The sequence below is a fragment of the Corallococcus sp. BB11-1 genome (assembly GCF_026626625.1).
In the GTDB taxonomy this organism is placed as follows: domain Bacteria; phylum Myxococcota; class Myxococcia; order Myxococcales; family Myxococcaceae; genus Corallococcus; species Corallococcus soli.
Genome location: NZ_JAPNJY010000016.1, coordinates 88795 through 105292, shown reverse-complemented (window position 1 = coordinate 105292; position 16498 = coordinate 88795). Strand labels below are relative to the sequence as shown.

General features: G+C 70.8%; 15 protein-coding genes. 7 read left to right on the top strand and 8 right to left on the bottom strand.

Annotation, left to right across the window (positions count from 1 at the left end; all coding sequences use genetic code 11):
- Positions 1-6: 6 nt before the first annotated feature.
- Positions 7-807 carry a lysophospholipid acyltransferase family protein gene (locus OV207_RS13620; RefSeq protein ID WP_193430091.1) on the bottom strand — a complete coding sequence of 267 codons (801 nt, stop codon included), beginning with the start codon at positions 805-807 and terminating at the stop codon, positions 7-9.
- 214 nt (positions 808-1021) lie between these two features.
- Between OV207_RS13620 and OV207_RS13615 the strand changes: the two genes are divergently transcribed.
- Genes OV207_RS13615 through OV207_RS13605 form a run of 3 tightly spaced genes read left to right on the top strand, consistent with a single transcriptional unit; the run spans position 1022 to position 4597 of the window.
- Complete coding sequence (locus tag OV207_RS13615) at positions 1022-1636, top strand: deoxynucleoside kinase (RefSeq protein WP_120532348.1); 615 nt, start codon at positions 1022-1024, stop codon at positions 1634-1636.
- The gene (locus OV207_RS13610) at positions 1633-2808 is read left to right on the top strand and encodes a DUF2314 domain-containing protein (RefSeq protein ID WP_267555645.1); all 1176 of its coding nucleotides are present in this window, start codon (positions 1633-1635) and stop codon (positions 2806-2808) included. Before OV207_RS13615 ends, OV207_RS13610 begins: the two co-directional genes overlap by 4 nt.
- Before the next feature lie 52 nt (positions 2809-2860).
- The gene (locus OV207_RS13605) at positions 2861-4597 is read left to right on the top strand and encodes an FHA domain-containing protein (protein ID WP_193430059.1); all 1737 of its coding nucleotides are present in this window, start codon (positions 2861-2863) and stop codon (positions 4595-4597) included.
- A 12-nt stretch (positions 4598-4609) separates the two neighbouring features.
- Here OV207_RS13605 and OV207_RS13600 read toward each other — a convergent pair whose 3' ends face one another.
- Positions 4610-5536 carry a DMT family transporter gene (locus OV207_RS13600; RefSeq protein WP_267555641.1) on the bottom strand — a complete coding sequence of 309 codons (927 nt, stop codon included), beginning with the start codon at positions 5534-5536 and terminating at the stop codon, positions 4610-4612.
- 123 nt (positions 5537-5659) lie between these two features.
- On the opposite strand from OV207_RS13600, the gene OV207_RS13595 reads away from it, so the two are divergent.
- Positions 5660-6577, top strand: a complete 918-nt coding sequence (locus OV207_RS13595) for a pseudouridine-5'-phosphate glycosidase (RefSeq protein WP_193430058.1) — start codon at positions 5660-5662, stop codon at positions 6575-6577.
- A gap of 18 nt (positions 6578-6595) precedes the next feature.
- Here OV207_RS13595 and OV207_RS13590 read toward each other — a convergent pair whose 3' ends face one another.
- Positions 6596-7090 (bottom strand): GAF domain-containing protein, encoded by a 495-nt coding sequence (locus tag OV207_RS13590; protein ID WP_193430057.1) that lies wholly within the window; start codon positions 7088-7090, stop codon positions 6596-6598.
- Positions 7091-7161: 71 nt separating this feature from the next.
- On the opposite strand from OV207_RS13590, the gene OV207_RS13585 reads away from it, so the two are divergent.
- Positions 7162-7893: an SIR2 family NAD-dependent protein deacylase gene (locus tag OV207_RS13585; protein WP_267555640.1), complete on the top strand. Its 732-nt coding sequence runs from the start codon at positions 7162-7164 to the stop codon at positions 7891-7893.
- A gap of 83 nt (positions 7894-7976) precedes the next feature.
- Here the strand turns inward: OV207_RS13585 and OV207_RS13580 are convergent, their stop codons facing one another.
- Complete coding sequence (locus OV207_RS13580; RefSeq protein WP_267555639.1) at positions 7977-8696, bottom strand: ankyrin repeat domain-containing protein; 720 nt, start codon at positions 8694-8696, stop codon at positions 7977-7979.
- Positions 8697-9015: 319 nt separating this feature from the next.
- On the opposite strand from OV207_RS13580, the gene OV207_RS13575 reads away from it, so the two are divergent.
- A complete protein-coding gene (locus tag OV207_RS13575; protein ID WP_267555638.1) occupies positions 9016-10014 on the top strand; it encodes an SRPBCC domain-containing protein in 999 nt (332 codons plus the stop codon).
- 58 nt (positions 10015-10072) lie between these two features.
- Here the strand turns inward: OV207_RS13575 and OV207_RS13570 are convergent, their stop codons facing one another.
- The 4 genes from OV207_RS13570 to OV207_RS13555 all read right to left on the bottom strand — a co-directional run bounded on the left by OV207_RS13570 (position 10073) and on the right by OV207_RS13555 (position 15455).
- A complete protein-coding gene (locus OV207_RS13570; protein ID WP_267555637.1) occupies positions 10073-11761 on the bottom strand; it encodes a DUF4082 domain-containing protein in 1689 nt (562 codons plus the stop codon).
- Between the two features lie 57 nt (positions 11762-11818).
- On the bottom strand, positions 11819-13774 hold the full coding sequence (locus tag OV207_RS13565) for a DNRLRE domain-containing protein (protein WP_267555636.1): 1956 nt from the start codon (positions 13772-13774) through the stop codon (positions 11819-11821).
- 86 nt (positions 13775-13860) lie between these two features.
- Positions 13861-14493 (bottom strand): hypothetical protein, encoded by a 633-nt coding sequence (locus OV207_RS13560; protein ID WP_267555635.1) that lies wholly within the window; start codon positions 14491-14493, stop codon positions 13861-13863.
- On the bottom strand, positions 14490-15455 hold the full coding sequence (locus OV207_RS13555; RefSeq protein WP_267555633.1) for a 3-hydroxyacyl-CoA dehydrogenase family protein: 966 nt from the start codon (positions 15453-15455) through the stop codon (positions 14490-14492). The genes OV207_RS13560 and OV207_RS13555 overlap by 4 nt, the downstream gene beginning before the upstream one ends.
- Before the next feature lie 308 nt (positions 15456-15763).
- Between OV207_RS13555 and OV207_RS13550 the strand changes: the two genes are divergently transcribed.
- Positions 15764-16498: an endonuclease/exonuclease/phosphatase family protein gene (locus OV207_RS13550; RefSeq protein WP_267555631.1), complete on the top strand. Its 735-nt coding sequence runs from the start codon at positions 15764-15766 to the stop codon at positions 16496-16498.

The window sequence follows — 16498 nt, the reverse complement described above, 5'->3', positions numbered from 1 at the left end:
GCTCGCTCAGGAGGCTTTGGAGGTGGGGGCGGAGGCGCGCTGCTGACCGATGCCCTCTTTCCCCGGCGGGGCGATGGCGTCCTCGGTGTCGCCGCCCTTGCCTCCCAGGGAGAGGTTGTCGGCGATGATCTGCTGGCGCACGGCCCGGGCCAGACCCTCGCGGTCGTTCTCCGCGAACGCCGTGGTGTCGATGGGGCGGCCAATCTTCACGCGCACCGGGCCCGGGGTGATGTTCCACGAGTTCTTGGGCATCAGCGTGGAGCTGCCCTCGATGGTGACGGGGCAGATGGGCACGCGGGCCTTGAGGGCGAGCGCGAAGGGGCCCTTCTTGAAGGGCAGCACGCGGCCGTCCTCGGAGCGGGTGCCCTCCGGGTACAGGAAGATGCTGGTGCCCTCGCGGACCTTCCGGGCGGCGCGCTCCAGCGATTCAATGGCGGAGGCCCGGTCACCGCGGTTGACGAAGATGTGGCCCGCGAGCCAGAGGTACCAGCCGATGAAGGGCACGAGGCGCAGCTGGCTCTTGGCCACGTAGCGGAAGTCCACTGGCACCGAGATGAAGTGGGCCGGGATGTCGAGGGTGGACTGGTGGTTGGCCACGTAGACGGTGGGACGCTTCGGGTCCACGTTCTCCGCGCCGAACACCTCCAGGCGCGCGCCCCCGGCCCAGAGCAGCACGGGGGACCAGAGCCGCCGGGCGACCCAGACCGAGCGCGACGGGTTGAGCGTCAGGATCATGGCCGTGATGGAGACGAAGAACATGATCGCCGACCACACCGCCGCCACCAACATGCACCACAGCTTGCGCAACATGCGTCGGGTTTCCTCCTACCGGCCGCCCCTTGAGGCGGCCGAGCCCTGGGGGTGCCGCTCACCGGACGGGCAACCAGGCGACGCGTGACCCAACGCGGCGCGTGCACCTGGACGTGCGGGACGGGGCGGGGGCATGCACTTTATCTACCATGGCTTCCCCCACCATTGTTTCTGGTGTGTGCCGCTCGCCGGGGTTACAAGCAAGGGTGGCGTGGCCAGGAAAAAGTTCATCGCCATCGCGGGCAACATCGGGGCCGGAAAGACGGAGCTCACGTCCTTCCTGTGCCGGAAGTACGGCCTCACGCCGTCCTTCGAGCCCAATGACCAGAACCCCTATCTCGCTGATTTCTACAAGGACATGAAGACGTGGGCGTTCCGCTCGCAGCTCTTCTTCCTGACGCACAAGTTCCGCCTGCATCAGGAACTGGAGCGCACGCCTGGCACCGTGCTGCAGGACCGGACGCTGTACGAGGACGCTGAAATCTTCGCCAAGAACCTCCACCGGCAGCGGCTCATCGACAAGCGCGACTGGGGGACGTACTGGGAGCTGTACCAGACCATCTCCACGTCGCTCACGCCGCCGGACCTGATGATCTACCTGCGCTGCCCGGTGGCCACGTTGCGTGAGCGCATCCGCCTGCGCGGGCGCGCCATGGAGAAGGACATCCCGACCGCGTACCTCAAGCGCCTCAACGCCCTCTACGAGGAGTGGTTCGAGGGCTATTCGCTGTCGCCGGTGCTGGTGCTGGGGACGGACAAGCTGGACTACCTCACCGACCTGGTGGACCGCGTGGACCTCTTCCGACAGATAGAGAAGCACCTGTGAGGGAGGTCTACGTCCTGGCCACCGAGCAGACGGGGCCGCCTCCGCTGGAGGCGCTGCGCACCGCGTTCGCCACCGACGAGGTGGAGTTCGTGCCGCACGAGGACGCACAGGGCTTCACCGTTCGCGCGGACGGGTCCGAGGTGCGGGTGGTGCTCAAGCCCGAGAGCGAGGGCCGTCCGCGCGTCAACCCGGAGCTGTTCAGCGGCAGCCCGGAGGCCTTCGCCCGCGTGGAGAAGGCCCGGTCCTGCTACGCGTTCCTGCTGGAGCCCGGGGGCGCGCAGCCCACGCTGCCCGTCTTTGAAGCGCTGTGGACCGTGCGCACGCTGATGGAGCTGGTACCCGGGGTGCTGGTGGACGTGACGGCGTTCAAGCTGCACGAACCGGAGGACGTGGCGGAGATCACCGAGCTGGATTTCGACATCCGCGACCACGTGCACCTGCACGCCATCGAGCTGGCGGAAGGGGACACGCCCCTGTGGGTGCACTCGCACGGGATGGAGAAGTTCGGCGCGCGCGACGTGGAGATCTTCCACCTGGGCGAGGGCGACCTTCTGGCCGCGGAGAGCTTCCTCCACGAGCTGTGCACGGACCTGGCGTTCGCGCAGGGGCCGGCGCTGCGCCAGGAGGTGTCCACCAGCGAAGGCCAGAGCTTCACGATGGTGCCGTCGGAGGAGGCCCGCGCGAACCTGCTGGGCGTGCCCCTGGACGCCTTCGAGGGCCATGAGGGGCTGTTCCTCACCGTGGTGTCGCCGCTGGGCCGGCACAACACGGCGGAGCTGCTGGCGACCTACCGCGAGCGCTTCGCGAAGGAGCCGGCGGAGCAGACGGCGGCCATGCTCGAGGAGGCGCAGGCGCTGCTGCCGGCGTTCCTGGCGCGCTTCCAGCGCAAGGGGCTGATGGAGCCCCTCACCTTCCTGGTGCGCGCCCCCTTCGAGACGCACCCGGAGGGCGAGGCGGTGGTGGAGAACCTGTGGCTGGAGGCCGTGACGCGGGACGAGGGCTCCGTGGTGGGCCGGCTGGTGGATGGCGCGGTGCACACCACCGAGTGGCGCAAGGGGGCCCACGTCGAGGTGGAGGAGAAGCAGATCAACGCCCTGGCCATCGCGCGCGAGGGCCGCCCGCTCAACGAGTCCGAGCTGCGGGCCCTGCTGACCGCTGAACGCCCCATGTAGGGCCGGTGCTTGCGGGTGCCCCTCGGGGCGCTGCTAGGCTTGCCCCAATCGCATGCCGGCACTCCTGCTGCTCACGGGCCCGTTCGCGGGGCGCCGCTACGACGTCGTCTCCCAGCTGACCCTCGGGCGCAGTCCGTCGTGCGACATCCCCCTGGAAGACGACCAGGTGTCGCGCCGCCACGCGCAGCTCTTCCTGGACACCGTGGCGGGACAGGTGCGGCTGCGCGACCTGGGCTCCACCAACGGCACGCTGCTCAACGGCCAGCGGCTGGCGCTCCAGGAGGAGGCGGTGCTGCGCCCGGGCGACCGGATGCGCGTGGGCGCCACCATCGCGGTGTTCGAGCCGCCTCCGGTGTCCATCGTCGACGAGCCCTCCGGCATGCCGGCCTCGGAGCCGGGCCACGTCCCCATCGAGGAGGTGCTGCCGCACGTGGGCGCGGCCGCGGCGATGTACTCGGCGGGGACGGCGCTCCTGGGGGCCACCAGCGAGGCGATGGTTCTGCGGCGGCTGGCGGAGGAGACGGCGCACGCGCTCAACGCGGATCGCAGCGCCGCGCTGCTGAGCGGGCCGGAGGGGCTGCGCACCGCGGCGGTGTCCGGCGCGGCGTCCGTGGAGGTGCCTCGCGCGCTGGTGCAGGCCGCGCTGGAGCGCAAGGAGCTGGGCCGCACGGACACGGCGCTGTGCGCGCCGCTGGTGGCTTCGGGCGGCATGCCCTTCGGCGTGCTGTACGTGGAGCGCGAGGAGTCCCCCTTCACCGAAGGCGAGGGGCAGCTGCTTGCGTCGTTCGGTCGGCTGGGGGGCGAGGCGTGCACGGCGGTGCGCTCCCGCGGCGAGGCGGACGCGAGCGACGTGCCCTGGGTGACGCCGCTGGGGACGTCGCGGGTGTTCCGGGGGCTGCTGGAAGAGGCGCGGCGGGCCGCGGGCAGCGCCGCGCCCGTGGTGTTGCATGGCGAGCCGGGCACGGGGAAGGCGCTGCTGGCGCGCTTCCTCCACGCGCGTTCTCCCCGCGCCCTGGGGCCGTGGGTGGCGGTGGAGTGCCGGCAGCCGCTGGAGGCGGTGGAGGTGGCGCTCTTCGGTCGTGCGGGGGCGCCGGGGCAGCCTCCGGTGACGTCCGCGGTGCTGCGCGCGGACGCGGGCACGTTGCTCCTGCGCCACGTGGAGGCGCTCCCCCGGGCGGCGGCGGAGCGGCTGGCGCGGATGCTCGCCCGGCGCGCGGCCCCGGCCCGGCAGGGCGGCGAGGAGCCCGTGGACGTGCGGGTGGTGGCCACCTGTGCAGCGCCCGTCTCCCGGCTGGCCACCCGCAGCGAGTTCGATGCGGCGCTGGCGCGGGGGCTCGCGGGCTTCGAGCTGGAGGTTCCCGCCTTGCGCGAGCGCCGCGGCGACGTGCCGGTGCTGCTGGAGTACTTCGCGCTGCGCGCGTCCCGGCAGGGCGGGCGGGAGGCGCCGGTGCTGGGGCCGGAGGCGCGGCGCCTGCTGGCGGACTACCCGTGGCCCCAGAACGTGCGCGAGCTGGAACTGGTGGCGGAGCGGCTGGGGCGCGTGTACGCGGCGGGCCAGGTGGGCATCGCGCAGCTGCCCCCCGAAGTCCGTGAGGGCGCGGTGGGGCACTCGCCACGCACCCTGCCGGAGCAGGTGGCCCGGCTGGAGCGCGACATCATCGCGGAGGCGCTGCGCGAGTCGGGCGGGAAGAAGGTCCGCGCGGCGGAGCTGCTGGGCATCAGCCGGCCCACGCTCGACCGGAAGATGGCCGAGTACGAACTCACGCTGGAGCGTGGGACTCGCGGCTGACGCAGCGGGGACTCAGGACGTTCCCTGGGGCGTGTCCCTGCGGCGGCTGATGAGGACTCCCGCGAGGATGAGCGCCGCTCCGAGCGTCTGGAGCAGGGTGGGGCGCTCGCCTCGCACGGCCCAGGCGGTGAGCGCCGCGACCACCGGGATGCCGGTGCCGTAGAGCGTCGTGCGGTTGGTGCCCACCTGCTGCACGCTGCGGAACCAGACGAAGTACGCGAGCACCAGCGGCACCAGCGCCGAGTACACGAGCGCCACCCAGCCGGAGGTGCTCACGCTCGCGGCGTCCATCGTGATGACCTGGGAGGCCCCGGCCAGGACCACGCCGGGGGCGCCGGTGAGCATCGTGATGGCGGTGATGCGCAGCGCGGACACGTCCGTGCCCACGGTGCGCGTGCCCACCGTGTAGATGGACCAGCACAGCGAGCAGCCGACAATCAGGAGGTCCCCGAGCCACGTCGCCGGGCCCAGGTTCGGTCCCCTCGCGCCCACCACCAGCAGCATCCCGACCACCGCGAGGGAGAGGCCGGCGATGACGGGACGGCGCAGCCGTTCGATGCCGAGCGCCGCGCCCAGCGCCGCCGTCACCACCGGGCTCACCGCCGTGAGCATCCCGCTGTTGGCCGCGGTCGTGCGCGCGAGGCCTTCGATGAAGAACAGCTGGTAGAGCGTGTTGCCCACGAGCCCCAGGCCGGTGAGCCGCAGGAACACCTTCCAGGGCATCGGCTTCCAGCCCTCCACCGCCAGCAGCACGAGCCCCATCGCGAGCGCCGCGAGCCCGAAGCGCAGCGCCATGAAGGCCCGGGGCGGCATGCCCTCCAGCGCGTCCTTCACCAGCGTGTAGTTCGTGCCCCAGACGACCACCACGGCGAGCATCGCCAGGTCGGATGCGGAGAGGAGGCGGGCAGGCGCGGCGATGGCGGGGGACGGGGTGCTCACGGCGGCGGGGCATAGGGCGGCGCGGCGCCGGATGCAACCCGCGCGGGCGGGAGGTGGGCGCCGCGACGTTTCCCCACGCCCGTGCTTGTCCGGCCGCCCGGGCCGTGTCGTAAATGCCCGCCCATGGACTTCCGCTATTCGGACGAGGTGCGGCGCGCGAAGGACTCCGGGCAGCCGCTGGTGGCGCTGGAGACGAGCGTCGTCGCGCAGGGCCTGCCGTACCCCGACAACCTCGCGGCGGCTCGCGCGTGCGAGGAGGCCGTGCGCCGCGCCGGGGCCGTGCCCGCGCCCATCGCCGTGGTGGATGGCGAGGTGTGGGTGGGCCTGGAGGACGCCGCGATGCGCCGGCTGGCCGAGGGCAAGGAGAAGCTGCTCAAGCTGGGCGCGCGTGACCTGGCCGTGGCCGTGGCCACCCGCGCCAGCGGCGGCACCACCGTGAGCGCCACCTGCGAGCTGGCGGCGGCGGCGGGCATCCGCGTCTTCTCCACCGGCGGCATCGGCGGCGTACACCGGGGCGCCGCGGAGCACTGGGACATCTCCCAGGACATCGCCGCGCTGTCGCGCTACCCGGTCGCCGTGGTGTGCGCGGGCGCCAAGTCCGTGTTGGATCTGCCCAGGACGATGGAGCTGCTGGAGACGGCGGGCGTGCCCGTCATCGGCGTGGGCACGAACGAGCTGCCGTCCTTCTACAGCCGCGAGTCCGGCCTCTCGCTGGAGCACCGCGCGGACGACGCGGAGACGGCCGCTCGCATCGCCCATGCCCGCTTCGAGCTGCTGGGCCAGGGCGGCGTGCTCTACACCGTGCCCCCGCCGGAGGAGGCCGCGCTGCCCCGCAACGACGTGGAGCTGCACATCGCCTCGGCGCTCGCGGACGCGGAGCGGCAGGGCGTTCGCGGCAAGGCCGTGACGCCGTTCCTGCTGGGCGAGATGGCGAAGCGCACCGGCGGCAAGAGCCTCAAGACGAACCTGGCGCTGCTGGTGAACAACGCGCGCTTCGCGGGGGCGCTGGCCGTGGCCTACGCGCGCGTCGCGAAGCGCTGAAGCCCCACCCCAGGCGTGTCAGGGCGCGCGGTGCTGGAACCAGGACACCAGGTCCTCCAGCGCCGCGCGGTCCACGTCGTCGAAGGTGTTCTTGTGCTCGGAGTCGATGTCGAGCACGGCGAGCAGCTCCCGGTCGCGGCCGAACACCGGCACCACGATCTCCGACGCGGACCTGCCGTCGCAGGTGATGTGGCCCGGGAAGGCGTGCACGTCCGGCACCACCACCGTCTCACCCTTCGCGGCGGACGTGCCGCACACGCCCTTGCCGAAGGCGATCTCCAGGCACCCGAGCGTCCCCTGGTAGGGGCCCACGCGGAGCAGCTTCCCGGGCGTCACCACCCGGTAGAAGCCCGTCCACAGGTGGCCGAAGGCGTGGTGCAGCAGGCAGCTCATCGTCGCCATCGCGCAGACGTCGTCGTCCATCCCTTCGAGAATGGCGAAGGCTTGGGACTTCAGCTCGGCATACGCCTCGGTCTTGGGCTGACCGCGCAAATCCAGGGTGACTTCCGCCATGATGGAGGCCTCGGGGGAGGGTGTTGCCGCCCCTTCTAACAACCCTGGTGCCCGCTGGCACAGGAGGCCGTGTGGAACCGCTCGTCCTGGATTCGCGAACCCGCCTGCTCGTGCTCACCGGTGCCGGAGTCTCCGCGGAGAGCGGGGTGCCGACCTTCCGGGGCATGAACGGCCTGTGGGAGAACCACCCCGTGGAGGCGGTGGCCTCTCCCGAGGGCTTCCAGGCGGACCCCGCGCTCGTGTGGCGTTTCTATTCGCAGCGCCGCTCGGGCGCGTCCTCCGTGAAGCCCAACCCAGGCCATGAGGCGCTGGTGCGCTGGGAGCAGCACCTGGGCGACCGCTTCCTGCTGGCCACCCAGAACGTGGACGGCCTGCACTCACGCGCTGGCAGCCAGCGGGTGGTGGACATGCACGGCAACCTCTTCCGCACGAAGTGCGCGGACTGCCGGCGGGAGCCCTTCGACGACACCTCCGTGCACCCCTCCGGCACGGTGCCGAAGTGCGACCACTGCGGCGGCCGGCTGCGCCCCGACATCGTCTGGTTCGGGGAGATGCTGGCGCCCTCGGACCTGACGCGCATTGGCGAGTTCATCACGCGCAAGGATGGCACCCGGCTGGTGTTCCTGGCCGCGGGCACGTCCGGCGCGGTGTGGCCGGCGGCGGGCCTCGTGGATGAAGTGCGCGCCGCGCGCGGGGACACGTGGCTCATCAACTTCGAGTCCGCCGCCAACACGGAGCGCTTCCATCACTTCGTCCAGGGCCGCAGTGGCGAGGTCCTGCCCACGCTGGCGAAGCTCGTCTGACGGAGGGCCCCCGGCTGCGTGGCCGCGCTCCGCGTCGAGTGGGTGGACTCAAGGCGCGGCTGAGGTGGCGTTGAGTGATGGCCTCACGGCCCTGGCTTGCTCGTCCTGGGGGGCAGGGCCTTGAGCATGGCCACGACAGCGTCGTGGCCCCACCTGGAGGCATGGAAGGCGGCGTCTCGTCCGTCCTTGTCCAGCAGCGCCGGATCCGCCCCATGCTCCAGGAGGAGCTGAACCAGGTCCTGGGCGCCGTGCTCCGCGGCCTCCATGAGCGGGGTCCTGCCGTTGCTGTCCTGCACATCGAGACGGGGTCTGGCGTTGAGGATGAAGACCTCAGGACCCCAGCGTGAAATGAAGACTCCATCCGCTGACGCCCCGCCGTCCTCCTTGTGCCACGCCAGGCCCTGGATGACGAAACTCACCAATGGGACGTGGGTTGCGTCTCCGTAGTGCTCCTTGGTCGCGTTCGGGTCGATGCCCAGCTCCATGAGCAGCTTGACCAGGGTCTCGGACCGGGCGCGGTCCACCAGACGGAGCGCCCGGTCGTATGCGGCAAAAGCCAGCTCAGGGGAGAACTTCGCCCCTTTCTCCACGAGCCTCCGGATGATGTCGGGGTTCGCCCACTGGACGGCATGGCGGAGGGCGTCCTGCTTCAATCCCTGATCCACCAGCAGAGGCTCGACTGCCTCCCACACCCCCGAGTCGACCGCGGCTTCGACGGCCGACTTCGTGGAGCCGAGCCGGGTCCCGCGGGAACTCCAGACACTCGAGTGCGGGGGCGCCCCGGCATCCAGGAGCTCACGCACGCGTTGCGCATCCCCACGCCCGGCGGCGCTGACCAGCATCTCACCCGTGCCGCCACCGGAGCCCGCGCCACAACAGCACGCCTGCACGCAGAGGGCGAATGGGAGGAGGAGCAGCGAGACAAGGTGCCGAGGCCGGGCCATGGGCAGACCGTAATCAACCCCGACCGGGCGCTCAATCCGCGCTGCTCCGTTTCGCAACAGCAGCGCGGCGCGTTTGATGGCGGCCCGGATGCGGAGTCACCAGCAGCCCGCGCCGGGGTTCAACGCGCAGCGGTGCTCTGCTAAATCAGGGTGAAACGCCTCGGGGGGGCCGAAGACCATGGCGACAAAGAAGCGAGTACCGGATCCGGTGGATGCCTATCTGGCGAAGCTGACGAACCCGGCGGCGCGAAAGACGCTGGGTGCACTGCGGATGCAGCTTCGCAAGCTGCTCCCAGGCGCCACGGAGTCCATCAGCTACCAGATGCCCACCTTCAAGGTCGACGGGAACGCCGTGGCGGGCTTCGCGTTCTTCAAGACCCACTGCGGCTACTACCCCTTCAGCGGAGGCGTGGTGCCGGTGCTGAAGGCGGAGCTGGAGGGGTACGTCACGTCGAAGAGCGGCGTCACCTTCCCGCCAGACGAACCATTGCCGGCGAAGCTGGTGAAGCGGCTGGTGCAGGTGCGGCTCGCGGAGATCGCCACGAAGGCGAAGAAGCCCGCGGCCGCGAAGAAGAAGGCGCTCATCACCGACCGCGTGACGGACGCCGCCGTGAAGGAGGCCACCGGGCGTGACTGGAAGGCCTGGATGCGCGTGCTGGACAAGGCCGGCGCCACCGAACTGAGCCACAAGCAGCTCGTCGCGCATCTGGCCCAGGAGGTCGAGTCATCCTGGTGGCAGCAGTCGATCTCCGTGGCGTATGAGCAGGCGCGTGGCAAGCGGGTGGTGGGCGAGACCGCCGCCACGGGCTTCCAGGTGGGCGTGGTGCGCACGCTGCCGATGACCGCCGCGGAGCTGTGGGCGTGGATAACGACGCAGCCGGAGCGCTGGCTGGGCACGGCGCTGAAGCTGGAGCCGGGGACGGAATATGAGGTCCCCAAGCGTCGCGGGGCCCCAGCCGTGCGCGGAAAGGTCCGCGTGGTGAAGCCCGGCAATCGCATCCGCATGACGTGGCAGCCGGACGGCTGGAAGAAGCCGGCGACGTTGCAGTTCGCGCTGGTGCCCAAGCCGCGCGGCGTCTCCCTCACCGTGCACATGGAGAACCTGCCGGACGCGGAGGCCCGCGAGGCGATGCGGGAGCGCTGGTCGAAGGTCCTCTCGACGCTCGCGAAGACGTAGCGCCCCCGGCGCGGCGGGGCTCCATCAGGCGACACGATGGAGCCCGCTTGGCGGCCTGTTAGTTCGAGGGTGGGAGGACCGTCCCGTCCTCCCAGGTGTTGTTGGACCAGACGTTGCCTGGCTCCGAGGTGTCGAAGCTGGTGATGGCCCCGTAGTAGCCACAGCGTCCGCTCGCACCGCGCCCGAAGACGTTGCCGATGAAGCGGATGTTGTTCGTCGCGCCGGAGTACGGCTTGCCCTGGGACGAACCGCCATAGGCGCAGAAGCCGCCCGTCGTGCCCGGGAAGTAGTTGTTCTCCACCAGGTTGTTCTCCACCGGGGCGAAGTCGCCGTAGCCGGTGAGGGCCGCGGAGCAGCCCGCGTCGGGCGGCACGTCCGGCGCGTCGCAGACGATGGTGTTGTGTCGCAGGGTGACGTTGCGGCCCATCCGGATGCCGGACTCGTGCGCGGTCCCCGTCTCGTCCGTCATCTGGCCGTGGACGTAGGAGTCGCGGATCTCGCAGTCGTGCCAGCAGTGCATGGAGCGATTGCCGCCCTCCACATGCACGCGGACGGCGGTGAAGTTCACGGCGCCCACTCCCGTGACGATGCGATCCCCCGCGTCGACGTGGGAGTCGGTGAGGGTGAAGGAGAAGCCGGTGGAGTTCTCATCGGTGGCGACGCTGCCGTTGATCTTCGAGTTGCGGATGACGACGCCCGCCGCGCGGATGGTGAGGTCGCAATTCACGGTCTTGGAGTCGATGACCGTGTTGGCCACGGTGAGGGTGCACGGGCCGGTGTAGGGCGTGAGCTGCGTTCCCGCTGGTACGCCCGTGTTGCTCGCATTCGGAAAGCCTCCGGACGGTGGGTTGGCGTGCGTCGTCGCCGTGACGGTGCTCGAAGCGGCGCTCACGTTTCCCGCGGCATCGCGCGCCTTCACGAAGTAGCCGTAGGCCGTGGCCGCGACGAGCCCGGTGTCCGCGTAGGTGCGGCTCGCGGTGGACGCGACCTTCACGCCATCGCGGAAGACGTCGTAGGCGGTGACGCCGACGTTGTCCGTGGCGGCGCCCCAGTTGAGGTGGATGGCGCTCGCGGACGCCGCGGACGCGACGAGCCCCGGAGGGACCCCCGGCGCCTGGGGGTCCACCGGCGGAGGCTCGGTGCCGCTCGGGAGGAAGACCACGTCCACTGCGTAGTCGGTGTTCTGATAGCCCTGCGTCGGGAACCCGCCACCGTAGCGGTAGACGCCGTTCACCCCGTCCGCGCCCGACGCGAGCCCCCGGATGGGGCCTCGCGACTTCTCCGTGTTGAAGCCCCCCACGGTGGCGCCGTACCGCCCGGCCGAGGCGTAGTACGACACGACGTAGGTCGTTCCCGCGCTGACGTTGATGGGGGCGGCAAAGCGCACCGTCTGCCAGCCCGTCGCCGTCTCGCTCGTGGAGGTCGCCTCCGCGAGCTTCGCGCCCCCCCGGCTCCACAGGCTCACGCGGTGCGGGCCGGCGTTCTGGGCGCCGCCCTTGTAGAAGCGCACGCCGCGGACGGTGCCCGCGACGGATACGCGGAACTTCATCCCCAGCTCCACCGCGCCGGTATCACTGTCCATCGGGATGGTGGGGAGGGACGAGTCCAGGAAGAGAGAGACTTCGCCCGCTTCGAGCGACTGCTGCTCTCCGGCGAGCCCTTCCGGGTTCGCGAACCCGTCCACCGCTCCCGTGGAACATGCGGACAGCACAAAGCCAATCACGGCTGCAAGACTTCGGATGCTCATGGGGACTTCCTCCGACTGGGTGGGCACGTACCGCGCGGACGCCTGGGTGATTTGTGGCTACAGCCCCACGGAGCCCACGCCCGCGTGCGTGAGCGTCTCCCAGGAGATCTGCAGGTCCGTGAACGAGCCGCCCGCGCGCACGCGTGGGAGCAGCGCGCCCGTCGACGGCATGGAGCGGCCCTTTCGCGTCACGTAGTGATTGAAGAGGATCTCCCAGCTCGGGAGGATCTGCATCTCCATGGTGTTGTTGGGCACGGGCTGGCCGTTCTTCGTCACGGCCTCGCTCCTGCGCGGGCACAGCCAGGAGTCGACGGGGATGGTGAGCTGGGCGTTCTTGTCCGGGGCATGGGGCACCAGGAACCGGGCCATGAACTCGGCGCTCGCGATGAGCCGTGCCTCTTGTTCGGCGTAGAGGTCCACGCCCTGGAGGAGCGCCGTCTCCGCCGCCTGCGAGATGGAGGCAATCGACATCGTCGCATGGCCGAAGTCCCGGCACGCCTCCATGGAGATGCCATTCACACGCGCGGTGCCGAACTCGGTCTGGCCGCGCCAGCTGCTGAGCAGCGAGCCGCTCTTCCAGCTCCCGTCCGCGTTGCGCTGGTCCGGGGCGGAGATGGGCGCCGCACCGTCACTCGCCAGGTGGTAGGTCTCCCGCACGCGCTGGCGCCACATGCCGAGCGACTGCTCGAAGAGCGCCTTGTCATTCGTGTAGACGGCGATGTTCATCACGCCGTTCGTCATGGAGTTGTTCCAGTTGGAGCCTCCCCCCTGCCAGCCGTTGGTGATGCGGGGGAGCACCGCGCGCTTCAGCATGTCGCCGAACCTGACGGCCTTCTCCTCGGTCCAGCCCGCGCCGCTGTAGCGGAGGATCTCCGCCGAGCGGGGGAACAGCTCCGCGAGCCAGGCCGCCTGGAGCGGGCCGTTGTACGTGCTGTTGTCACCCTGGATGAAGAGGATGGTCTGGAGCGTGTCCGCGTACGCGTCGAGGATGCGGAGGGCCGCGTCCGCGTAGCGCTGCTCACGCGTGTGATACCAGAGGAGCGAGAGCGTATAGGCGTGCAGCGCGTCCTGCCGGGAATCGGTGCAGCCGATGTTCACCGTGCTGCCGCCGTTGCCACACCGCATGGTCGCGACGGGCTTCGGCGTCCAGGCCGTGTTCGCATACGCGCCGCCAGCCGCCTTGTTGAACTGGGCGAGCCACGGCTGCGCGCCCGCGCCAATCTTCGCCCGCACGAAGTCGAGCTGGGCCTTGGAGACGTGGAGCCCCGGGTGGACGAAGCCGGGCGTGTAGGTGACGGTCAGCTGCGGACGCTGCGCGGCGGTGGCCGCCTCGGAGGACGCCAGGTCCAGCCCGTCCATGTTCGTGTTGGCATCCAGCACGAAGCCACGGTTGGTCGCGGGGTCGTCCACCCACGCCTGGACCGCGGCGATGCCCGCCGCGCCAAACGTCACGGTGTGGGGGCCCGTGACGGCGGGCAGGAGCGTCCCCAGCACGCCCGTGCCCCTGTCCGCCGCGCCGCGCGCGCCCGGCGTGCTCCAGGTGCTCGTCGACGTTGCCCGGGCCCAGGTGGCCTGCGCCTCGGTCCAGTCCCGGCCCGCGGCGTAGAGGAAGAAGCCCTCTCCGCTCGTCCGGTTCGTCACGTTGACCGTCAGCTTGACGGAGCGCACCGTCGCGCCCACGGGGATGGCGCGCACGTCGAAGCGCAGCAGGGCGTTGGCGCTCTTGCCGCTGGCCGCCGGGTAGTCGCGGTCCATCCGCAGCAGGGTGTCCCCGCCCGCATTGGTGGACGGCAGGCCCTCCTGGAGCCACGCATCGGAGACGCCCGCGTAGCTCGACGACGGTGACACACCCCGCTGGAAGGACACCGTCACGTCCGTGGCGAGGCCCTGGGGGGCCTCATGGACGGTGACGGGGACCTCCGCGTCCGAGAACTCGGGGCCGCCACACGCGACGAGCGTGCAGGGAACGACAAGATGAAGCGCCAACTGGCGCAGCCACGTCGGGGTGCTCACGAAAACTCCAAGGTCTGAAAGAATGGGAATTCATTCCGCAGGCGGAGTTATCGCGCGCTGTGTCGCGCAGTTGCGTCAGGGGCGCGTCATCGCCGTGGCTGCGATGCGTGACGCAGGGCCCCGGGGGCGCTGGCATCGGGCTCCGGGGTGCCGAAGCGCAGGGCCAGGGGGCGGCAGCCGGCGTCGGGTTCGGAGGGCGCGGACCAGGCTCCGAGCGCGTGGTAGAGCCGGCCCTCGCGTCGCTCCAGGTAGAGGATCATGTTGAGCGGCCAGCCAGCGCCGTGGAACAGGTGCCGGTCCATGGGCGTGGGCTCCTGGCTCACGCGCAGGCCGCGCTCGTGGGGCGGGCCGATGCGGTGCCAGTCCGGGTGCAGGTGGATGGAGCCGAGCACCTCCAGCCCGGCCGCCTCGGCCTCGGCGGTGATGCGCAGCAGCTCCCGGGGCTCGCACCAGTAGCCGCGCCTGCCATTGGCGTAGCAGGCGCCGAAGCGGGGGATGATGGTGGCGTCGAACTCCTGGAGCACGGAGTCGTCCGTCTCGCGGATGTTGGCGGCGAAGCGGACGCGCTCCACCTTCATCGCGTCGTCGACGAAGCGCCCCAGCAGCACCGCCCAGCTCCGGGGGGGCAGCTCCGGGGTGCACGCCGCGTACTCCCGCTGGGCGTCCGCGAGGAAGTCCGACAGCACGCCCGGATCCATCAGCACGAGCTCCGGCGTCATTCCGGCGTCTCCGACGTGGGGTTGCGGAGGCGGCCCTCGGCCCGGTCCTCACGCAACTGGGTGATGAGGCCGCGGGCGACGCGCTCCTCGAACGCGGCGGTGGCGTCCGGGGTCCAGGTGTAGAAGCCCTGGCCCGTCTTCAAGCCCAGCTCGCCGCGCTCCACCTTCTGCGCCAGCACCGGGGGCACCGGACGCCCGGCGTTGCGCATGACGCCGGTGACGAGATCCAACCCCGCGAGGTCCAAGCGGTCGAAGACGCCGGACACGCCGAAGCGCCGCCCGATTCCCTGGGTGAGCACGCGGTCCACCATCTCCGGCGTGGCGACGCCTTCCTGCACCAGCCGGATGCCCTCGCCGATGAGCGCTTGCAGCAGGCGGGGGCCCACCGAGCCCGGCACGTCCTTCGCGAACACCACCGGCGCCTTGCCCACCTCCTCCAGGAACCGCCGCACGGTCTCCACGACGTCGGGGGACGTCTTCTCCCCGGGGATGACGTCCACCAGGGGGATCAGGTGCGCCGGCAGGTAGTAGTGCGCGCTGAGGACGCGCTCCGGCCGGGTGCAGTCCCGGGCCAGCGCCGTCACGCTCAACGCCGTGGTGTTGGAGGCGAGCACGGTGTCCGGCGCCGCGAGCGCGTCCATTTGACGGAAGACGTCCTGCTTGAGCGCCAGGTCCTCCGGCACCGACTCCAGGACCAGGTCCTGATCCACGACGGCCTCGGCCAGCACCGTGGTGCGCCGGATGCGCCCCAGCGCGGCTTCCCGCTGCTCAGGCGGCAGGAGCCCCGTCTCCACCAGCAGCGCCGCGTCCCGCTCCAGCCTCGCCTTCGCGCGCTCACTGCTGTCCGCGCGCGTGTTGAAGAGCACCACCTGCCTGCCCGCGATGGCGAGCTCGAGCGCGATGCCGCACCCCATGGCTCCGCCACCCACCACGCCAATCCGCATCAGCCGCTTGGATTCCATGGCCGCGCAGCGTCGCCGCGTCCGAGTGGCGGACGCAATCCCTGCCTGCCGCGCGGGGAGATTCAGGCGGACGCGGTGAAGGCTCGCTGCAATTGTCCATCCGCGGCCTCCACCGCATCGCGTCGTCAGCCGTACAGCTCGCGAAGGTCTGGAGCCGGTTGACCTCGCGCTCCAGCGGCGGGCGGTAGCACACGCCGTGCTCCAGCCGTGAACGCTCCGCGAGCCTGCGAGCCTGGAGGTGCGTCATGATATAATGCTGGTTTTCCTTGATGTGCCGGGATGCGTCTGTCCCAAGAACCGAGGCAACCATGCTCAAGCTCCTGTCATCCGCCGTCCTCAGTCTTCTGCTTTCCCTGGGGCTCCTGCCCGCCACGTCGGAGCAGGACGCCGCGCTCGCGGTCACGACGACCACGGTCGCGACCCACAACGTCCTGCACGGGCAGGGGACGCTCAAGCCGCTCGCGGACATCATCGGCTGGCAGGAGGTGGACTCCGCCGAGGCGCACTCCAAGCTCGAAGCGCTCACTGCCTACGAGCACTTCCGGCCCGGCGAGAACCGGCTCGACGCCCGCAACTCCATTGCCATCTCGTGGCGCAAGAACAAGTACGAGAAGACCGGTGACGGGTCTCGCCTCACGCACGGCGGTGAGGCCGGGGTGACGCCTTCGCGCTTCGTGAACTGGGTGGTGGTGAAGAACAAGGAGACCGGCGCGAAGCTGGCCTTCATCAACACCCACTACATCTCCGGCGCCTGGAATGGGGCGCACCCCGAGCGTCAGGAGCGCTGGCGGACGCACAACGCCGTGGTGCGCGAGGTCGTCGCCGACCTTCACGGCCGGGGCCTCCCCGTCGTCCTGGTAGGCGACTTCAACCGCGCGCTGTCCCAGGACATCCCCGGGATGAACCACCTGCGCACGGCGGGGGTCGACGGCGTGCCCATCGACCAGATCTACGTCCGCGTGGGCATCGGCACCGGCCCCGCCGAGCGGCTGGAGAAGTTCGGCTCCGACCACTTCGCCTATACCGCGACCGTCGCGTACTGA